This is a genomic window from Aeromicrobium sp. HA (assembly GCF_027171405.1).
Lineage (GTDB): Bacteria > Actinomycetota > Actinomycetes > Propionibacteriales > Nocardioidaceae > Aeromicrobium > Aeromicrobium tamlense.
In genome coordinates this window covers 1,400,892-1,419,016 of record NZ_CP114372.1, presented here as the reverse complement: position 1 = coordinate 1,419,016, position 18,125 = coordinate 1,400,892, and the positions used below count along the sequence as shown (strand labels likewise).

The window sequence follows — 18,125 nt, the reverse complement described above, 5'->3', positions numbered from 1 at the left end:
GATCCTCACACCCGCGCCCGGCGACGACCCGCACGGGCGCCCCACAGGTAGCCCGCGGCCTCCATCACGCGCATGCCGGCCATGCCGAGCGCGTGGACGGGGCGACGGGCGAGCCGGCGCCAGCTCTGGGCGTAGGCACGCAGCACGCCGGAGCCCTGGTCGGCCATCGCGCGGTCGTGACGCTCGACCAGCGCCGGGAGGCTGAGCCCGTAGTAGTAGCGCTTCTGCCAGATGTCGCGCAGGGTCAGCCGGCCCTCGTCGTGGTCGACCACGACGGGCGCGAGCTCGACGGTGCCGCCGGCATCGCGGATGCGGAAGCGCAGGTCGGCGTCCTCCGGGCCCGACATCGACTCGTGGAACCCGTCGGCGAGCATGTCGGCTCGGCGCAACAGGCGCGGGTTGTGCAGCCACGGCGCGTCGAGGTAGCACTCGCGCTCGAGCGCGCGGCACGCCGTCCAGAAGCCGTCGCCGATCGTGCGCTCGGGCAGCGCGACGCCCGTGGCGTCGGTGACGGCGGCCGTGCGCACGGCGGCGCTGACCGCGTCGGTGGGCAGGTACATGTCGCTGTCGAGCCACAGGATCCAGACGCCCTCGGCGGCGCGGATGCCGCGGTTGCGCTGGGCGCTGCGCTCGGGACCGGCCGTGATGACCACGTCGGCGATTCCCCGCGCGATGTCATCGGTCCCGTCGGAGCTGTGGTTGTCCACCACGATCAGCTCGACGTGCGGGTGGTCCTGCGCGCGCACCGACGCCAGGCAGCGCTCGATCGTGCGGGCGTTGTTCCGCGTCGGCACGATCACCGACACCAGGGGCTCAGTCATCGTCGTCCCTCCGCAGGAGCAGGATGAGGCTGCCGGCGACGGCCAGCACGAGGCCCGCGCCCGCGAGGTGGTGCGGCACCAGGCTGGCCGCGATCACGTCGGCGGACAGCTCGCCGATCCCGTCGCGCCGGGCCTGCACGACCAGCAGCGCCAGGATCGAGGCGAACACCAGTCCCGACCCGAGGTACACGAGACGGCGCGGGTCGACCGGCCGCAGCCACGTCAGCACGACGGCGACGAGCGCGCCCGCCAGGCCGCCCCAGCCCAGCAGGAGTCCGGCGCCGACGACGCCGGTCACCGCGAGCACGGGTGCCGAGGCCCACCGCGGGCGCAGGGTGGTGGGCCCGGCCGGACCGTCGGGCAGCGCGAACAGGCGGCGGCGCACGAGGGCGGCGACGATCAGCGCGAGGGCCGCGAGCAGGCCGACGCCGCTCGCGCCGAGCGCGATGTTGGCCCACGTCTGCGGGGCGTAGCGGATGTCGATCGTGGCGGCGGCACCGTCCTCGACGATCCAGCCCGTGGAGAAGCCGTCGAGCGTGACGGGGGCGCCCAGGTCCTTCCCGTCGGCGGTGGCCCGCCAGTCGGGGTTGTAGCTCTGGCCCGTGACGACGGCGTAGGGGCCGTCCGTGACCTCGACGTCGAGCGTCTGGTGGGCGTCACCGTCGCGGGTGGTCTCGGAGATGATCGGCGAGCCGAAGCGCTCGAGCGACTCCCGGGTGTCGCTCAGCTGGAGCGAGTCGAGGATGAACGCGGGGTTGGCGTCGATCGTGTGCTCGCCCGCCTCGAGGCGCGTGGTGTCGCAGCCGACCCACGGCGTGCCCTGCTGGTCCTTGCGCGCCAGCAGACTGGTCTGCGGCCGCATCAGCAGGCCGGTCCCGTCGGCGAGCGCGACCGGCAGGCACTGCTGCTCGTCCTCGTCGGCCTCCGGAACCTGCAGGCCCGTGTCGATCGAGCGGAACGTGGGCGGGACGCCCGAGGGGTCGCCGGCGATGCCGTCGATCGTGACCCGGACGGCGGAGCCACGGACGGGCTCGTCGAGCTCGATCGTGGTCTCCCCCAGGCCGATCTCGGACTCGGCGACGTCGCGGCCGTCGACGCTGACCGTGACGCGGGAGGCGCGGTGGCGGGTCTGGTCGTCGAGGATCCTCGCGGGCTCCTGGTCGATGACGACGCGCTCGATCCGGCGCTCGTCGCCGCGGATCTCCCACCAGGCACCGCGGGTGTTGCCGCCGGGCACCCAGCCGGTGTCGGCGTCGCCGTCGGCGGCGCGCGAGGCGCGGTAGACGGGGTTGTCGAAGTAGAAGCCGCTCGACTCCGCCTCGACCTCCTTGCCGCGACCCTCGACGCGGTCGTACATGACCTCGACGGGGCCGTTGACGCGGACGTCCGCCTTCGTCTCGAAGGTGCGGCGGTCGGGCAGGGTGACGACGCGGTTCAGCGCACGCTCGGAGTCGTCGTTGATGGAGGGCGTGTTCTGCACACGGGTCAGCAGCACGTCGAGCGGCGTGCGCGAGAAGCGCAGGCGGTCGTCGGCGTCGAGCTCGTCGTACGTGTTCGAGAGCGTGAGCGGGGTGCGGCCGGCGACGTGCGCCAACTGGCCCAGGCCGATCTCGGCGATGCCCACGAAGTTGAAGCCCTCACCGCGGGTGGAGTCGATGGTGAGCGTGACCTCGTCGGTCTCGACGCCGCCGAGTCGCGCGGTGGCCAGGCCGCTCTCGGGCAGGGTGATGGTGTCGCTCCGACCGCCCGCGGACACCGTGACCTCGTCGATCTGCACGTCGCCGATGGGCAGCTGCGCCACGGGGACCTCGTCGAGGGTGACGGGCTCGTCGAACGTGGCGACGAGGCGCTGACCGGCGGCCGTGCCGAAGTCGCCGAACCGCCAGCCGGTGGTGAGGTCGCCGTCGACGGCGAAGTCGCCCGTGCCGTAGGGCAGGTCGAAGAACGTGCCGCCCGAGCGCGACGTGGTGACCTCGACGACCGAGTCGACGCGCACGGTCTGGTCCTCGGGATCGGTGCCGAGCGTGCGGGTGGCGCCCGGGTCCTGGTCCTCGCGCAGCAGCGGGCCCTGGCCGACGGTGAGCCGGTTGGCGATCACGCTGCGGCGCGCGTTGGTGTCGGTCAGCACCATCCGGCCGACCGTGTCGAGGGCCGTGCTGAAGTCGTCGGTCGACAGGTCCTGGGCGTACCGGACGAGCGGCGAGTCGTCGAGCAGGCCCGCGTCGGCCATCGCCGGGAACGAGAAGCCGTCGCCCGCGACGATCACCTGTCCGTCGAGCGGCACGGCGCGCAGCGGCTCGCGTGCTCCGCCGACGTCGTAGATCTGCACGGGCGGCAGCAGGTGCTCACCGTGGAAGAAGGGGTCCTCCTCCGCGGGCGAGAGCGTGTTCTGTCCGGGCACGCCGATGTTCTCGCGGCCGAAGAGACCAGGATCGCCGGCGACCAGCTGGTTCATCTCGGACGGGCGCGCGCCGCCGGTGTTCTCCCACACCACGTCGTTGCGCAGCAGCACCTGCCCGGCGCCGAGGTAGCGCGCCATCGTGGAGACGACGGCGCCCGTGGACGTGCCGGACTGCAGCGAGCCGTCGAGCGCGGCAAGGAAGTTCACGCCGGGCGGCGAGGCGTTCGGCGTGGTCTCGGGCAGCACCGCGCGCCGGTCGATGAGCGCGTTGACGATGTCGTCGGGACGCTCCTCGGTCCATCGGTAGAACGGCCGGACCTGTCCGGGCAGCACGAGGACCGAGCCGGGACGCGTGCTCTCGTCCACCGAGGCCGCGGCCTCGTGCCAGTAGTCGGGGACGTCGATCGGCGAGATGTAGAGGCGGCCCGACAGCGCCGGCAGGCACCAGGCGGCGAACACGCTGGCGGTGACGACCACGACCACGGTGCGCGCGGGGTGGAAGCGCCAGACGCGCGGCGCGAGGTGCACGACCGCCACGACCAGGCCGATCGTCATCGCGACGACGAGCACCGCGCCGATCTTGTTGGTCGTGCGGAACGCGGAGAGCGCCGGGATCTCGAGCAGCTGGGCCAGGAGGAGGCCGAAGGGAGACGCCGGGCCGTCCTCGGTGGGGAACACGCCGACCATGACGACCGCGGCGCCGAACACGGCCACGGTGACGAGCACCCGGGCGCGGGTCCGTGCCCAGGCCAGCGCCGTGAGGCCGAGCGCCGGCCACAGCGCGGTCAGCACCATGATGAGCGGACTGACGACGTAGACCGCGTGCTCGGGCACCCAGGGCCCGGTCGAGCTGGAGCCGTACAGCGGCCACAGGCCGAGCCCGCGCAGCACCTCGGTGAGCGACGAGACCTTCGCGATGCCCGTGAGCGACTCGGAGCCCTCGACGATCTGGGCACCCGTGGTGAGCGCGGCGAACGCCGGCACGAGCCAGTAGAGCGACAGCACGACGACGAAGAGCGCGCACTTCGCGAGCACCAGCAGCGCGTCGACCCAGCGCAGTCCCTCGCTGGCGCGGATCGCCAGGACGACCGGGATCACGGCGAGCAGCTGCAGCAGCGGCACGACCGCGACGTTCATGCCGCTCATCGCGAAGAAGGTGAGGCCGAACAGCGCCGGCCACGCCCAGCTGGCCGGGCGGCGCAGGCCGTGGATGAGGCACAGCAGCTGCCACGGCAGCAGCGCCATCGGCAGCGCGATGGCCAGTGTGGCACCGGCGCTGATCGTGTAGGGGTTCGCGAGGAACAGCACGGCCGCCAGCAGCCCGCCCCAGCGCCCGACGCGCGGCGCGACGACCCGCGTCAGGCGGGCCGCGCCCCACGCGGCCACGAGCCAGAGCACGAAGTGGAAGACCTTGAACGCCATCTCGGGCGACAGCCCGATCCCCCGCAGCGCGGACAGCACGAGCAGCACCGGCGCGAGGCCCACGTTGAAGTTCGGCGAGCCCAGGTACGGCGAGGCGGTCCACGACGACATGTACTGGCCGAGCATCGCCCACGGGCGGATGTAGATCTCGGGCTTGATGTCGGTGTAGAAGGTGCCCCAGCCGTTGAGACCGATGACCAGCGCCAGAGCGACGATCGCCGAGCCCACCACGAAGCGGTAGTGGGTGAACAGGCGCACAGAGAACTCCCTCGAGGTCCGGCCGGTCGGCCGCGGGCACAGCGTCGTCCAATATAGCCCGCGTCACACATCTGTTACCGGCGAGTCACGAAGCCCGGTAGCCTGAGGTCGCCATGCCCCGTCCGTCCCCCTCGTCACGCACGCGTCCGGGCGCCGGGGCGGCACTCGGCGTCACGATGGCCGTCGCCAATCTCCTGAGCTACGTCTTCGTCCTCGTCCTGTCGCGCGCGCTCGGTCCTTCGGACTTCGGCGGCTTCTCCGCGCTCTCCGCCTACGGCATCGTGCTGGCGGTGCCCGCCGGCGCGCTGCAGGTCATCGTGGCCCGTCACGTGGCCGGCGCGTCGTCGGACTCGCGCGGCCTGCGCACCGCCCTCATGGTGGGCACGGCCCTCGCCGGTGCGACGATCCTCGCCGCTCCCCTGCTGGCCGACGCGTTCCGGCTCGACACCGCGTGGTCGGCCATCTGGCTGGGCCTGACGCTGGTCCCGATGACCCTCACCGGCGCGTTCCAGGGCATCCTGCTCGGGCGCGACCGGCTGGCGGCCCTCTCGGCGATCTACGTCGCCACCGCCGGAGGGCGGCTCGCCGCCGGAGCCGGCGGCGCGGCGCTCGGCCTCTCGGTCGCCCAGGTCTTCGCCCTCCTGCTGCTCGTCGCGGCCGCCGTGGCGGTGCTCGGCGCGTGGCTGTGCCGCGAGGACCTCACGCTCGCCGAGGACCAGAGCCTGGGCACGGAGCTCATCCGCGCCACGATGTCGCTCGGCGCGTTCATCGCACTGACGAACGTCGACGTCACGCTGGCGCGCGCCTACCTCGACGATCACCAGTCCGGCGGCTACGCCCTCGCGGCCACCTTCGGCCGCGCGATGGGCTGGGGCACCCAGTTCGTGGCGTTGCTGCTGGTCCCCCGGATGCAAGGTCCCGGAGCGGCCCGGTCGTTCCGCCGGTCGCTGCTGCTGATCCTGGCGCTCGGCCTGGCCGGGGTCGCCGTGATCGCGGTCGCCCCCTCGTTCTGGGTCGAGCTCGCCGGCGGCGCCGAGTACGCCGAGTTCGGCGGACTCGCGGTGGCGTGCGTCGGCCTCGGCGTGCTGTGGGCGCTCGTGCAGGTGTCGCTGTTCGCCGAGATGGGCCTCGACAGCCCCTGGCTCGGCCGGTTCACGTGGCTCGTCCTCGGCGTGCAGTGCGTGCTGGTGGTGCTGTGGTTCCACGACACCCCGTACGAGCTGGTCGGGGTGTGCGCGGCCGGTGCCGCGGCCATCGTGGCCGCGGCGCTGGTCCGATCGCGCCGCCTCGGAACGCGCTGACGGGACGCCGGAGCGTCGGTCGTCAGTCCTGCTTCTGCTCGATCGCGCGCGACCGGCCCATGACGATGCGGGCGCCCAGCTTCATGACGCCGGGGAACTTCGTCGCGGCCTTCCACGCGAGCCGGTTGAGCCGGTTCTGCACGTGCACCTGGTAGCGGCGCAGCCACTCGTCGCGGCCCTTCAGCACCGTCGGCGTGGTGCGACGGAACGTCAGCGCGTGCAGGCCGTTGGCCCAGCGCGGGTCGTCGTCGGACTTCGCGTCCCACGTGGCGTCGATCGTCCACCCCGGGTGGCGGTCGAGGAAGAGGCGGTGGGCGCGCTGCACGACCGGCCACGTGGCGTCGTCGATCAGCACGAGCGCCTCGTCGGCCAGCAGCGGCTCGACGACGGCCAGCGCGAGGTAGTGCGCCAGCAGCGTGTGCTCGCCGTCGTAGAAGTAGACGCCGACCGGTCGGTCGAGGATGTTCGGGACGGCCATCAGCTTGAAGCAGTCGCCCTCGAGGAGGCGGACGTCGGCGCCCTCGCCGTACGTCGCGAGGTTGGCCATCAGCTCCTCGCGGGCCTCCTGGCCGGCCATGCCGAACTCCAGGAAGTTCTCCATGGCGTAGAAGACCTTGTCGGCGTTGTCGCGGACCGTGCCGCACATCGACCGGCCCTTGAAGGTGCCGACCTCGAGGTAGGCCTCGTCGGCGGGCATCAGGGACGCCGCCAGGTTGAGCATCGCGAGCTCGTTGGAGGACGTGAAGCCCGTGACGTCGGCCTTGACCTGGTCCCAGTACGGATCGATCGGATCGGTGTCCTGCGGATCGCCGGGGAAGAGCGTCGGGGCGCGGTCGAAGAATGCGGAGGTGTCCATGAATGCCTTTCGTGCGGCGACCAGCCTACCTGCTGGTAACCGGATTCTGGGGTGAACCGAGCGGGTTCACGCGCGGGTCTGCCAGCGCTCCCGGATCGAGGGCGCGAGCCACGTCCAGACCATCGGCGTGGCCTCCTCGGAGAAGTGCAGCTGGTCGCGGAAGACCTCGATCCCGTGGCGCTCCTTGGCGAAGCCGCGCTGGCACTCGAGGGCGTCGTAGAGGTCGAGCACGGGCACCCCGTTCGCCTCCGCCCACGCGGTGAGCCAGCCGTTGATCCGGCGCGGATCGACCACCGTCTCGGCGATCTCGGGACGCTCGTCGAACCAGTCCTCGTCCTCCGCGTCGATCTGGTAGTCGCCGATCGAGTCGGCGCGGCACGGCAGCGTGGCCAGCTGCACCTGCTGGACGTCGGCGGCCCGGGCGTCGGCGAGCAGCCCGTCGAGCTGCTCCTCCACGGCCGCGCGGTAGGCGGGATCGTCGACCTCGAGCAGGCTGCCGTCCTCGCGCTCGTGCGGCACGCCCAGCACCGAGCCCACCATGAGCACCAGGACCTCGGCGTCGGCGTCGCGCAGGTTCTCGGTCAGGTTCTCGCGGCCCTCGCGGCACGCGTCCGAGACCTCCTCCTGATTGCGCGGCGTCCAGTGGATCGTGAGCGGCAGCAGGCTGCAGCCCTCGGTGGCCAGGTCGGTGACCTGCAGGTCGGAGAAGGTGCGGTCGGGGAAGCCCTGCGCGAGGTAGTGGGCGACGGAGTCGCCGTAGAGCGCGGTGCGCACGGTCTCGTCCTGGGGCGCGTAGGTCGGGGTGCCGTCGACGAGCGCCGGCACCCGGCCCGCCTCGAGGTCCTCCTCGACGGTGGGCACGTCGCCCACCCGCACCGCAGCGAGGACGACCGCCGCGGTGGCGCCGACCGCCAGCACGCGGCCGCGATCGATCCCGCCGGTGAGCCGCGCGAGTCCGCCGAGCATGACTGGTACCTCGACGAGGTGGAAGCTCAGCGCCGCCAGCGCCAGCGTGACGAGCGAGCCCAGGATGAGGGTGCCCTCGACGGGCAGCGCCGGCGCGTAGCGGTCGAGCCACAGCTTCACGGGCCAGTGCCACAGGTACAGCCCGTACGTGAGGATGCCGAGGTAGACCAGCGGCGCCACCGTGAAGACGCGGCGGAACAGACCCGGCCCGACCTGGACGGCGCCCGCCAGCCCGACGGCCGTGAGCGCCGCCAGCATGAGCATGCCGCCGGACTCGAACATGAACGGCGACAGCGGCGGCACGACGAAGAAGCAGGCGATCGACGTGAGCGTGGCCGCCCAGGCCCAGAAGGCCGCGACCCGCGGGCGCATGTCGGCGGGCCGGTGGCCGTCGCGGTCAGGCCCGACGGCGAAGGCGACCGCCATGCCGGCGAGCAGCGCCTGCACGCGGGTGTCGGTGCCGTAGTAGGCGTGGGCCTGCGCCTCGGTGGAGCCGACGCCCACCATGGCCGTCCAGACGGCCGAGGCGGTGGCGAGCGACGCGACGACGGCCACGCGCGCCCAGCGTCGGTGGACGAGGCGGATCAGCGCCATCACCAGGAACGGCGCGACGAGGTAGAACTGCTCCTCCACCGCGAGGGTCCACACGTGGCGCAGGAAGGAGGGGTTGGCCCACTCGACGAAGTACTGGTCGGCCTGCTGGACCAGGCGCCAGTTCATGACGAAGCCCATCGTGGCGAGGATGTCGCCGCGCATCGAGCGACGCGTGGCGTGATCCGCCGCGAGCACCCCCCACGTGGCGATCGCCAGCAGCATGATCGTCAGGGCCGGCAGCAGGCGCCGCGCGCGACGCCGGAAGAAGTCGACCACGTCGATCCGGCCCCGGCGCGCGTGCTCCTTGAGCATGATCATGACGATCACGTAGCCCGAGAAGACGAAGAACAGGCTGATGCCGACCCACGCGCCCTGCAGGGCCGAGACGCCGAAGTGGTAGAGCAGCAGGACGACGACGGCCAGGCCGCGCACGCCGTCGAGGGTCGCGCTGCGCGAGCCCTGGCTGTTCCTCAGGGAGAAGACCGAGCTCATCGCGTGGCCTCCCGCGCCCGGTCGCGCACCGTCGGCGCCAGCCAGGTCCACACCATCGCCGCGGCCTCGTCGTCGAAGTGCAGGCCGTCGCTGAAGAGGGTCACGTCGTTGATCTCCTGCACGGGCCCGTCACCGCAGCCCAGCACGTCGTAGAGGTCCACCAGCGGCACGGAGCGCGCACGCGCCCACGCCCGCACCCAGTCGTTGACGACGGAGGGCTCGGCGGTGGCGTCGATGACCTCGGGATGGTCGGCGACGTACGTAGAGATGCCAGGGATCGTCGCCATCTGGCGCGGGTCGCGGCACGGCAGGGTGGCCACCTGCATCGTGGTGCCGGACTCGGCGGCGCCCTCCCGGAGGCGGTCGAGGGCGTCGAGCACCTCACGCCGGAATTGCGGCGACTCGAGCCAGATCGGCTCGCCGGCGGGGTCCTCATGCGGGATCGCCGCGAACGTCGGCAGCATCACGAGCACGGTGTCCACGTCGGCCTCGCGCACGTTCGCGCCGAAGTCGCGCTTCGCGGCCCGGCACTCGTCGTCCTGCTGGAGCTCGCGGTAGGCGATGCGCGACTCGAGCAGGTCACACCCCGGCACGGCGAGCGAGGTCACCGAGAGGTCCTCGTACTGCTCCGCGGGAAAGACGTCGGCCAACCGGTCGGGCAGGGAGTCTCCGAACACGGCGATGCGGGTGGGCTCCTCCCCCGCCTCGTAGGCGGGCTGGCCGGCACGCAGGGGCGGCACGTCGCGCGCCGCGACGGCCTGTCCGGTGGCGGGGACCTGCCCGACGAGCACCGCCATCACGACGACCGACGCGGGACCGACGACCGCCAGCCAGCCCGGCCGGCGCAGCCGCGGCACGAGGCCGCGCAGGCCGTGGTCGAGCACGGGCCGCTCGAGGTAGCGATAGCTGAGCGACGCCAGCAGGGTCGTGACGAGACAGCCGACCACGATCTCGGCAGCGGTGCCGATCTGGGGCACGCCGCGCTCGATCCAGAGCTTGACGGGCCAGTGGTAGAGGTACAGCCCGTAGCTGCGCTCCCCGAGCCACGCCAGCGGCCGCCAGCCGAGGACGTGGTGCACCGAGAGGTCGGGCCGGGCGACGCATGCCCACACGAGCACCGCCACGATCGCCGACTGCACGAGGATGCCGCCCCGCTCGAAGAACAGCGACGACATCGGGTCGACCAGGACGAGCGCGGTCAGCAGACCGAGGAGCGACGCCCAGGCAACCGGCTCGAGCACTCCCCGCGACGGGACGCGGCGGGTCACCGCTCCGGTCCCCGCCACGAGGTACGCGAGGAGGACACCCACGAGGAGGGACTGCACGCGGGTGTCCGTCCCGTAGTAGGCGTGCGCCTGCGCGGTGGCGTCGCCGACGCCGACCTGTGCGGTCCACCACGCCGAGGCGAGGGCCAGCAGCACCAGGACGACGGCTGCGATCCGGCGCGATCCCAGCCACGCCAGCACGGCGAGCAGCAGCGGGACGACCACGTAGAACTGCTCCTCGACCGACAGGGTCCAGGCGTGGCGCAGCATCGAGGCCGAGCCGAACTCGGCGAAGTACTGGTCGGCCTGCGCGATGAGCCGCCAGTTCATGACGAAGCCGAGGGTGGCCACGAGGTCGCCGCGCAGCTGGCGGCGCGCGGCGTCGTCGGCGAACGCCAGTCCCCACACCGCGAGGACGAGCAGCAGGGCGATGAGCGCCGGCAGCAGTCGGCGGGCGCGGCGTCGGTAGAAGCCCAGCAGGTCGACCCGCCCGAAGCGCTCACGCTCGACCAGGAGCAGCCGGGCGATGAGGAATCCGGAGAGGACGAAGAACACGTTGATGCCGGTCCAGGCACCGCCCAGGACGGTCAGGCCGAAGTGGTAGGCCATGAAGAGGAGCATGAAGCCGCCACGGATGCCGTCGAGCGAGGCGACCCGGGCGCGTGCCGGAGCCGCCGTCACGCCCACGCCCGCCGTGCCTGCTCGAGGGCCTCGGGCGTCCCCACGTCGAGGAACTCCGCGTCGTCGCGGTGCGCGCGGACGTCGGCACTCGTGACCAGGCGCGGGAACACGTCGACCTCGACGGACAGCGGGACGGTGTCCGGCAGGCCGAGCAGGACCTCGCCGCGCATCACGTAGGTGCCGGCGTTCACGAGACCCGGTGCGGCCTCGGCGGGCTTCTCGTGGAACCCGGTGACGCGGTCGCCGTCGACCGACACCACGCCGTAGGCCCGGGCGTCGGACACCTCGCGCACGTGCAGGAGAACGGCGGCACCGGACTCCTCGAACACGCGCACCTGGGCGGCGAGGTCGTGCCGCGAGAGCAGGTCGCCGTTCACCACCACCACGGTGTCCCCGGGCGCGACGGCGCCGCGCGCGGCGAGCGCGAGCGCGCCCCCGGTGCCGAGCGGCTCGTCCTCGCGGCTGTACGACAGACGCGCGCCCCACGCCTCGCCGGCGCCCAGCAGCTGCACGACCTGGTCGGCGCCGTACCCGACGGCGACGGTCACGTCCGGGACGCCGGCGGCGACGAGGCGACGGATCTGGTGGGCGACGAGAGGCTCTCCGCCCACCTCGACGAGAGGCTTGGGCAGGTCGCCGCTCGCGGCTCGCAGGCGGGTCCCGAGACCTCCGGCGAGAACGATCCCACGGCGCACAGACACAGCCCTAACTCTTGGTTACCCGCGCGTACGCACGGCGTTCGCCATAGTAGTATGCGTCACATGCTCGACGACTCCGATGTGCGTTCTCGCCCCGTCCCCAACCTCGGGACGAAGGTGGCGATCCTCGCGGCGATCCCGTTCCTGGCGTACGGGATCTACCTGCTGCTGACGCCCATCACCGAGATCCAGACCAGCTCGGGCGCGATCTTCGAGTGCGGCTCCGCGCTGCAGCCGCCCGCGGACAAGTTCCAGGCCGGCGTGTGCGGTCCGATCAACACGCAGTACCTCTACGGGGCGCTCGCCTCCATCGTCGCCGCAGTGGGCATCGCCGGAGTCGGCGCGATGCTCTTCGGCTTCACGCACCAGGTCGAGCGCGCCCGCGGCGACCGTCACGGCTACGCGGATGACTACGAGTACTCCGACCGCGACCGCGACCGCGACGAGCGTGGCTCGGTGCGCGGCACCGACCGTGACGACCACTCCGACGGCGGCGCGCGGCGCCGACTCCTCGACGACGGACGCTGAGACCCGCGGGCCCCGCCCGCCGCCTCGAACCTCATGTCGGCTCCCACTCCCGCGCTGCGTGCGCGACTGCCCTACCGTCCCGCCCTCGACGGCCTGCGCGCGGTCGCGATCATCGGCGTCCTCGTCTTCCACCTCGACGAGCGATTCCTCCAGGGCGGCTGGCTGGGCGTCGACCTGTTCTTCGTCCTGTCGGGCTTCCTGATCACGAACCTCCTCGTCGCCGAGCAGGACCGCTGGGGCCGCATCAGCGTCGTCCGCTTCTGGGGCGCGCGCATGCGGCGACTGCTGCCGTCGCTCATCACGGTGCTGCTGGCCGTCTCGGTCGCCGCGTGGATCTGGACCCTCCCCGGCCGCCGCACCGCGGTCGCCTGGGACATCGTCTCCTCGCTGTTCTACGTCTCGAACTGGCGCTTCATGCTCGGCGACGAGCAGTACTTCGACCAGCTCTCGCTCCCCTCGCCGGTCCGCCACACGTGGTCGCTGTCGATCGAGGAGCAGTTCTACCTCGTCTTCCCGCTGCTGCTGCTGCTCGTCAGCGCCGTGGTCCGGGCCCGGCGCCGGCAGTCGATCGTCTTCGCGGCGCTCGCTGCCGCCTCGGCCCTCGCGATGGCCAACGGGTACGCGAACGGCACCGAGATCACCTCGCTCTACTACAGCACCGTCACGCGGGCGTTCGAGCTGCTGATCGGCGTCTGCGCCGCCCTGGTGCTGGGTCGGACCGCCTTCCGCGAGCGCCGCTCCTCGGTGCTGACCGATGTCACGGCCTGGGGCGCCCTGGCGCTCATCGTGGCGGCCATGGTGGTCACCGATTCGTCGGCCGCGGCCGTCTACCGCGGTGGTCTCGTGCTGGTCTGCCTGGCCGCGCTCGTCGCGATCCTTGCGGCCGCCAGCGGCACCGCAGGCACCTTCAACCGCGCGCTCGGCAGCCCGGTCCCCCGCTGGATCGGCCTCATCAGCTATCCCCTCTACCTGTGGCACTGGCCGGTCATCGTCTACCTCAACTCGGGCACCACCGGACTCGACGGGCTCGCCCTCGACGTGGTCCGGGTGGGCGTGTCGGTGGTACTGGCGTGGCTCACCTACCGCTTCATCGAGGCGCCGATCCGGGGACGGCGACCCTTCTTCGCCTCCGCCCGGCGCGTCTCGCGAGCGATCACGATCATGGCCGCGCCCCTCGTGCTGACGAGCGCCTTCGTCGTCGCGCACTCCCAGCCGCCGCAGTCCGAGCTGGCCGGCTACGGTCCCCACTCCGACCTGCCTCCGCTCGAGCTGACCCCGGAGCCGTACACCGCCGAGGCGCGCCGCTCGACGATGCTGCTGGGCAACTCGATCCCGTTCAGCATCTACAAGAACGTCGCCACCCACGAGTTCCGCCAGCTCTCGATGAGTCAGACCACGCACCTGGGCTGCGACCCCTTCACCCTGCAGAAGGTCGTGGACGGCGAGGCCAACGAGCCCACCCGCAGCTGCCTGGACTGGCGCAAGGAGTGGCCCGCCCTGGTCGAGGCCGAGAAGCCCGACGTCCTGCTGTTCTTCGTCCCGCAGACGTTCGTGTCCGACCTCGTCCACGACGACGAGGTCGCGACGTTCGGCACGCCCCAGCACGACGAGCTGATCCGCACCGCCCTCGACGAGGTGAACCGCAAGGCCGACGGCGCCGGCACGCTCGCGCTGTCGACGCTGGCCTGCCACGACATCCCGGCCTTCGACAAGACCGAGATGCAGCAGCTCAACGACATCGAGCGCGTCGAGCGGGTCAACTCCGTGGTCACCTCGTGGGCCAGCGAGAACCAGGTGCCCGTCGTCGACTCGTTCGCCGCGTTCTGCGCCGAGGGGTACAACCCCGTGCTGGGCGGCGATCCGCTGTACGAGGACGGCCTGCACTTCACCGTGAAGTCCGCACCGCTGGTGTGGGCGTGGATGATGCCCCAGGTGCTGCGCTTCGCCGACGAGGCCCGGGGAGCGAGCTCGTGAACCGGGCAGCGCGCGCCACGCTCTCGAGCGGCACGATCGTCGCCGTCGCGATGATGGTGATGAACGTGGCGACGTACGGCTTCAACCTCGTCGCCGCACGGCTGCTCGTTCCTGCGGAGTTCGGCGCCCTCACCGCGCTGCTGAGCCTCATCCTCATCGCGAACGTCGTGGCGCTCGCCCTCCAGGCCTCGATCGCGCGCCGGATCTCTGTCCACCCCGACCACACGGTCCAGATCGTCCACACCGCCTCGCGGGTGGCGCTCGCCGTCTCGCTCGCGGTCGGCCTCGCCGTCGCGCTGTCGAGCCCGGTGCTGACGCCGGCCTTCTCCTTCGACTCGGTGCTCGCCGTGGTGTGGTGCGGGGCGATGCTCGTGCCGCTGACGCTCGCGGGCGCCCAGCTGGGCGTCGCGCAGGGCACCGGACGGTGGGGCAAGCTGGCCGCGCTCTACGTCGGCAACGGCCTCGGTCGGCTCTTCGGCGGCGTCGCCGGACTGCTCATCGAGCCCTCCGCCACCAGCGCGATGATGGGCCTGGCGATCGGTGCCTGGCTGCCCGTGGTCCTGGGGGCCGGGCTGCTCCGGGCCACCGGCACGGGCGACGTGCACAGCCGGCGTCCGCTCGTCTTCGAGACCGTCGCCTCGGCGGCCACCCTGCTGGCGTACTTCGCCTTCAGCAACGTCGACGCGCTCATCGCACGCGGCGGCTTCGAGGCCCACGACAGCGGCCTCTACGCGTCGGGGCTCATCCTCACCAAGTCCACGCTGTTCCTGCCGCAGTTCGTCAGCGTCGTGTTCTTCCCGAGCATGGCCCGCGACACCTCCCACCGCACGCGCCTGCGCGCCGCCGGGCTGGTCGGCGTGCTGGGCCTCGCCGTCGTGGCGGGCAGCGCCCTGCTGCCGCAGCTCGCGCTGATCCTGGTCGGCGGCGACCAGTACCGCGAGGTCGCGGACGACCTGTGGCTGTTCGCGCTCTCGGGCACGTTCCTGGCCGTGGTCTACCTGCTGGTGTTCGACGCGCTCGCGCGCCGCTCCACCGGCGTCGCCGTCCTGCTGTGGGCGGCGTCGGCCACGGTGTTCGCCGTGGCGTGGTTCTGGCGGATCGACATCGTGGGCCTCGTGGTCACGATGGCGAGCGTGGCCGCCGTGGTGGCCGGCCTGCTGCTGGTGTGGCCGCTGCTGCGGCCCACTCCCCCGCGGGACGGCTCAGTGACCGGCCTCGTGCCAGGAGCGACCGACGCCGACGGACACGTCGAGCGGCACTGACAGGTCGGCCGCGGCCGCCATCTCGCGACGCACCAGATCGGTGAGCTGGTCGAGCTCGCCGGCCGTGGTCTCGAGCACGAGCTCGTCGTGCACCTGCAGCAGCATCCGCGACTGGAGGCCCGCCTCGTCGATGGCGCGCTCGACGTTCAGCATCGCCACCTTGATGATGTCGGCGGCCGAGCCCTGGATCGGCGCGTTGAGCGCCATCCGCTCGGCCATCTCGCGACGCTGACGATTGTCGCTCTGCAGGTCGGGCAGGTAGCGGCGCCTCCCCATGATCGTCTCGGTGAAGCCGGTCTGGCGAGCCTCGTCGACCAGCCCGCGCAGGTAGTCGCGCACGCCGCCGAACCGCTGGAAGTAGTCGTCCATGAGGCCCTGCGCCTCGCCCGTGGAGATCGACAGCTGCTGGCTCAGGCCGTAGGCCGACAGGCCGTACGCGAGCCCGTAGTTCATCGCCTTGATCCGGGCACGCAGCTCGGTGCCGATGTCGTCGGGCTCGCGCTCGAAGACCTTCGCGGCCATCACCGTGTGGAAGTCCTCGCCCGAGTTGAACGCCTCGATCAGGTCGGCGTCCTCGGACAGGTCGGCCATGATCCGCATCTCGATCTGGCTGTAGTCGGCGGTGAGCAGGGTCTCGTACCCCTCGCCGACGACGAACGCCTCGCGGATGCGGCGGCCCGACGCGGTGCGGATCGGGATGTTCTGCAGGTTCGGGTCGTTCGAGCTGAGCCGTCCGGTGGCCGCGATCGTCTGCGCATAGGTGGTGTGGATGCGCCCGTCGTCGGAGATCGATCGACGCAGCGTCTCGACGGTCTGGCGCAGCTTGGTGACGTCGCGGTGCGCGAGCAGGTGCTCGAGGAACGGGTGGCCCGTCTTGGCGTAGAGCTGCTGGAGCGAGTCGGCGTCGGTCGTGTAGCCGGTCTTGGTGCGCTTGGTCTTGGGCATGCCCAGGTCTTCGAACAGGACCACCTGCAGCTGCTTGGGCGAGCCGAGGTTGATCTCCTTGCCGCCGATCGCCTCGTAGGCGCCGTTCGCGGCCTCCTGCGCGCGGGCGGCGAACTCGGACTCGAGGGTGAGCAGCGCATCGTCGTCGACGGCGATGCCCGCCTGCTCCATCCGCGCCAGCGTGGAGACCAGCGGCAGCTCGACCTCGGCCAGCAGGCGCGTGCCGCCGGACTGCTCGACCTCGGTGGCCAGCGCGGCCGCGAGATCGAGGGCGGCCCGCGCCCGCAGCATCGCGACCTCGGCGTCGTCGTCGGTGTCGAGCGAGAGCTGGCCGGTGTCGGCGGTGTCGTCGCGCAGCTCGCGCTTGAGGTAGCGCACGGAGAGGTCGGCCAGGTCGTAGGAGCGCTGGTCGGGGCGGACGAGGTACGCCGAGACGGCGGTGTCGGCGCGCAGCCCGCGCAGGGTCCAGCCGCGGTCGGCGAGCGCGAGGATCGGGCCCTTCGCGTCGTGCAGGACCTTGCCGCGGCCGGCATCGCCGAGCCAGGCGGCCAGGGCGGCGTCGTCCTCGGGCGTGAGCTGCTCGACATCGATCCAGGCGGCCTCGTCCTCGGCGGCGATGGCCAGGGCGATGACGTCGCCCGAGCCGCGGCCCCACGAGCCCTGGACGTGCAGGCCCACGTCGCCGCCGGCGTGCTGGTCGAGCCACGCCGCGACCTCGCCGGGCGCGAGAGCGCGACCCTCGAGGTCGAAGCCGGCCTCGGGCTGCACCTCCTCGGTGACGCCGGGGAACGTGGTGAACAGACGCTCGCGCAGGGCGGTGAACTCGAGGGAGTCGAAGACAGTATGGACCTTCTCGCGGTCGAACGCCGTGTCGATCGTGAGGTCGGCCGGGCCGAGCGGCAGGTCGAGGTCGCGCACCAGCGCGTTGAGGCGGCGGTTGCGGATCACCGAGTCGAGGTGCTCGCGCAGGGACTGCCCCGCCTTGCCCGGCACCTCGTCGACGCGCCCGATGAGCGCCTCGAGGGTGCCGTAGCCGTTGATCCACTTCGCCGCCGTCTTGGGACCGACGCCGGGGACGCCTGGCAGGTTGTCGCTGGTCTCGCCGACGAGCGCGGCGATGTCGGGGTAGAACTCGGGCAGCACGCCGTACTTCTCCTGCACGGCCTCGGGCGTCATCCGCGCGAGGTCGGAGACGCCCTTGCGCGGGTACAGCACCGTGGTCTGCTCGGTGACCAGCTGGAGGGCGTCGCGGTCGCCGGAGCAGACCAGCACCTCCATCCCCGCGGCCTCGGCCCGGGTGGCCAGGGTGGCGATGATGTCGTCGGCCTCGTAGCCCGCCTTGTCGACGTGGCGGATGTCGAGCGCGTCGAGCACCTCCTTGACCAGGGCGACCTGCCCGGAGAACTCCTCGGGCGACTTCGACCGGTTGGCCTTGTACTCGGCGTACTCCTCGGTGCGGAACGACTGCCGCGACAGGTCGAACGCGACGCACACGTGCGTGGGCTGCTCGTCGCGCAGCACGTTGATCAGCATCGAGGTGAAGCCGAACACCGCATTGGTGCTCTGGCCGGTCGAGGTCGCGAAGTTCTCGACGGGCAGGGCGAAGAAGGCGCGGTACGCCACCGAATGTCCGTCGATCAGCAGGAGTCGGTCCACGGGAC

The 18,125-nt window shown here is 72.0% G+C and carries 11 protein-coding genes; 4 read left to right on the top strand and 7 right to left on the bottom strand.

All coding sequences use genetic code 11. The features are described from left to right. Positions 1-5: 5 nt before the first annotated feature. Both O3S82_RS06975 and O3S82_RS06970 read right to left on the bottom strand, forming a co-directional pair. Positions 6-821 (bottom strand): glycosyltransferase family 2 protein, encoded by an 816-nt coding sequence (locus O3S82_RS06975; protein ID WP_179424963.1) that lies wholly within the window; start codon positions 819-821, stop codon positions 6-8. Beyond that, a complete protein-coding gene (locus tag O3S82_RS06970) occupies positions 814-4,902 on the bottom strand; it encodes an alpha-(1->3)-arabinofuranosyltransferase domain-containing protein (RefSeq protein ID WP_269306577.1) in 4,089 nt (1,362 codons plus the stop codon). The genes O3S82_RS06975 and O3S82_RS06970 overlap by 8 nt, the downstream gene beginning before the upstream one ends. A gap of 113 nt (positions 4,903-5,015) precedes the next feature. On the opposite strand from O3S82_RS06970, the gene O3S82_RS06965 reads away from it, so the two are divergent. Further along, on the top strand, positions 5,016-6,203 hold the full coding sequence (locus tag O3S82_RS06965; protein WP_269306575.1) for a lipopolysaccharide biosynthesis protein: 1,188 nt from the start codon (positions 5,016-5,018) through the stop codon (positions 6,201-6,203). Between the two features lie 22 nt (positions 6,204-6,225). Here the strand turns inward: O3S82_RS06965 and O3S82_RS06960 are convergent, their stop codons facing one another. From O3S82_RS06960 to O3S82_RS06945, 4 genes are all read right to left on the bottom strand, one after another. Further along, complete coding sequence (locus tag O3S82_RS06960; protein WP_269306573.1) at positions 6,226-7,059, bottom strand: class I SAM-dependent methyltransferase; 834 nt, start codon at positions 7,057-7,059, stop codon at positions 6,226-6,228. 66 nt (positions 7,060-7,125) lie between these two features. Continuing rightward, complete coding sequence (locus tag O3S82_RS06955) at positions 7,126-9,111, bottom strand: acyltransferase family protein (RefSeq protein ID WP_179424970.1); 1,986 nt, start codon at positions 9,109-9,111, stop codon at positions 7,126-7,128. After that, on the bottom strand, positions 9,108-11,063 hold the full coding sequence (locus O3S82_RS06950; protein ID WP_269306571.1) for an acyltransferase family protein: 1,956 nt from the start codon (positions 11,061-11,063) through the stop codon (positions 9,108-9,110). Before O3S82_RS06950 ends, O3S82_RS06955 begins: the two co-directional genes overlap by 4 nt. After that, entirely contained in the window at positions 11,054-11,758 is a 705-nt protein-coding gene (locus tag O3S82_RS06945; RefSeq protein ID WP_269306570.1) for a nucleotidyltransferase family protein, read from the bottom strand. Before O3S82_RS06945 ends, O3S82_RS06950 begins: the two co-directional genes overlap by 10 nt. Positions 11,759-11,818: 60 nt before the next feature. Between O3S82_RS06945 and O3S82_RS06940 the strand changes: the two genes are divergently transcribed. Genes O3S82_RS06940 through O3S82_RS06930 form a run of 3 tightly spaced genes read left to right on the top strand, consistent with a single transcriptional unit; the run spans position 11,819 to position 15,519 of the window. Next, on the top strand, positions 11,819-12,283 hold the full coding sequence (locus O3S82_RS06940) for a hypothetical protein (protein ID WP_269306568.1): 465 nt from the start codon (positions 11,819-11,821) through the stop codon (positions 12,281-12,283). A 33-nt stretch (positions 12,284-12,316) separates the two neighbouring features. Next, positions 12,317-14,257 carry an acyltransferase family protein gene (locus O3S82_RS06935; RefSeq protein ID WP_269306566.1) on the top strand — a complete coding sequence of 647 codons (1,941 nt, stop codon included), beginning with the start codon at positions 12,317-12,319 and terminating at the stop codon, positions 14,255-14,257. Further along, on the top strand, positions 14,254-15,519 hold the full coding sequence (locus tag O3S82_RS06930; RefSeq protein WP_269306564.1) for a lipopolysaccharide biosynthesis protein: 1,266 nt from the start codon (positions 14,254-14,256) through the stop codon (positions 15,517-15,519). Before O3S82_RS06935 ends, O3S82_RS06930 begins: the two co-directional genes overlap by 4 nt. Here O3S82_RS06930 and polA read toward each other — a convergent pair. Further along, complete coding sequence (gene polA / locus O3S82_RS06925; protein WP_269306562.1) at positions 15,460-18,120, bottom strand: DNA polymerase I; 2,661 nt, start codon at positions 18,118-18,120, stop codon at positions 15,460-15,462. The two genes, O3S82_RS06930 and polA, sit on opposite strands and share 60 nt — an antisense overlap. Positions 18,121-18,125 lie beyond the last annotated feature (5 nt).

Bases quoted from the DNA above. Each gene is read 5' to 3' on its own strand.
- O3S82_RS06965 (WP_269306575.1), top strand. From the start codon at position 5,016: ATGCCCCGTCCGTCCCCCTCGTCACGCACGCGTCCGGGCGCCGGGGCG.
- O3S82_RS06940 (WP_269306568.1), top strand. From the start codon at position 11,819: ATGCTCGACGACTCCGATGTGCGTTCTCGCCCCGTCCCCAACCTCGGG.
- O3S82_RS06960 (WP_269306573.1), bottom strand. From the start codon at position 7,059: ATGGACACCTCCGCATTCTTCGACCGCGCCCCGACGCTCTTCCCCGGC.
- O3S82_RS06975 (WP_179424963.1), bottom strand. From the start codon at position 821: ATGACTGAGCCCCTGGTGTCGGTGATCGTGCCGACGCGGAACAACGCC.
- O3S82_RS06935 (WP_269306566.1), top strand. From the start codon at position 12,317: ATGTCGGCTCCCACTCCCGCGCTGCGTGCGCGACTGCCCTACCGTCCC.
- O3S82_RS06955 (WP_179424970.1), bottom strand. From the start codon at position 9,111: ATGAGCTCGGTCTTCTCCCTGAGGAACAGCCAGGGCTCGCGCAGCGCG.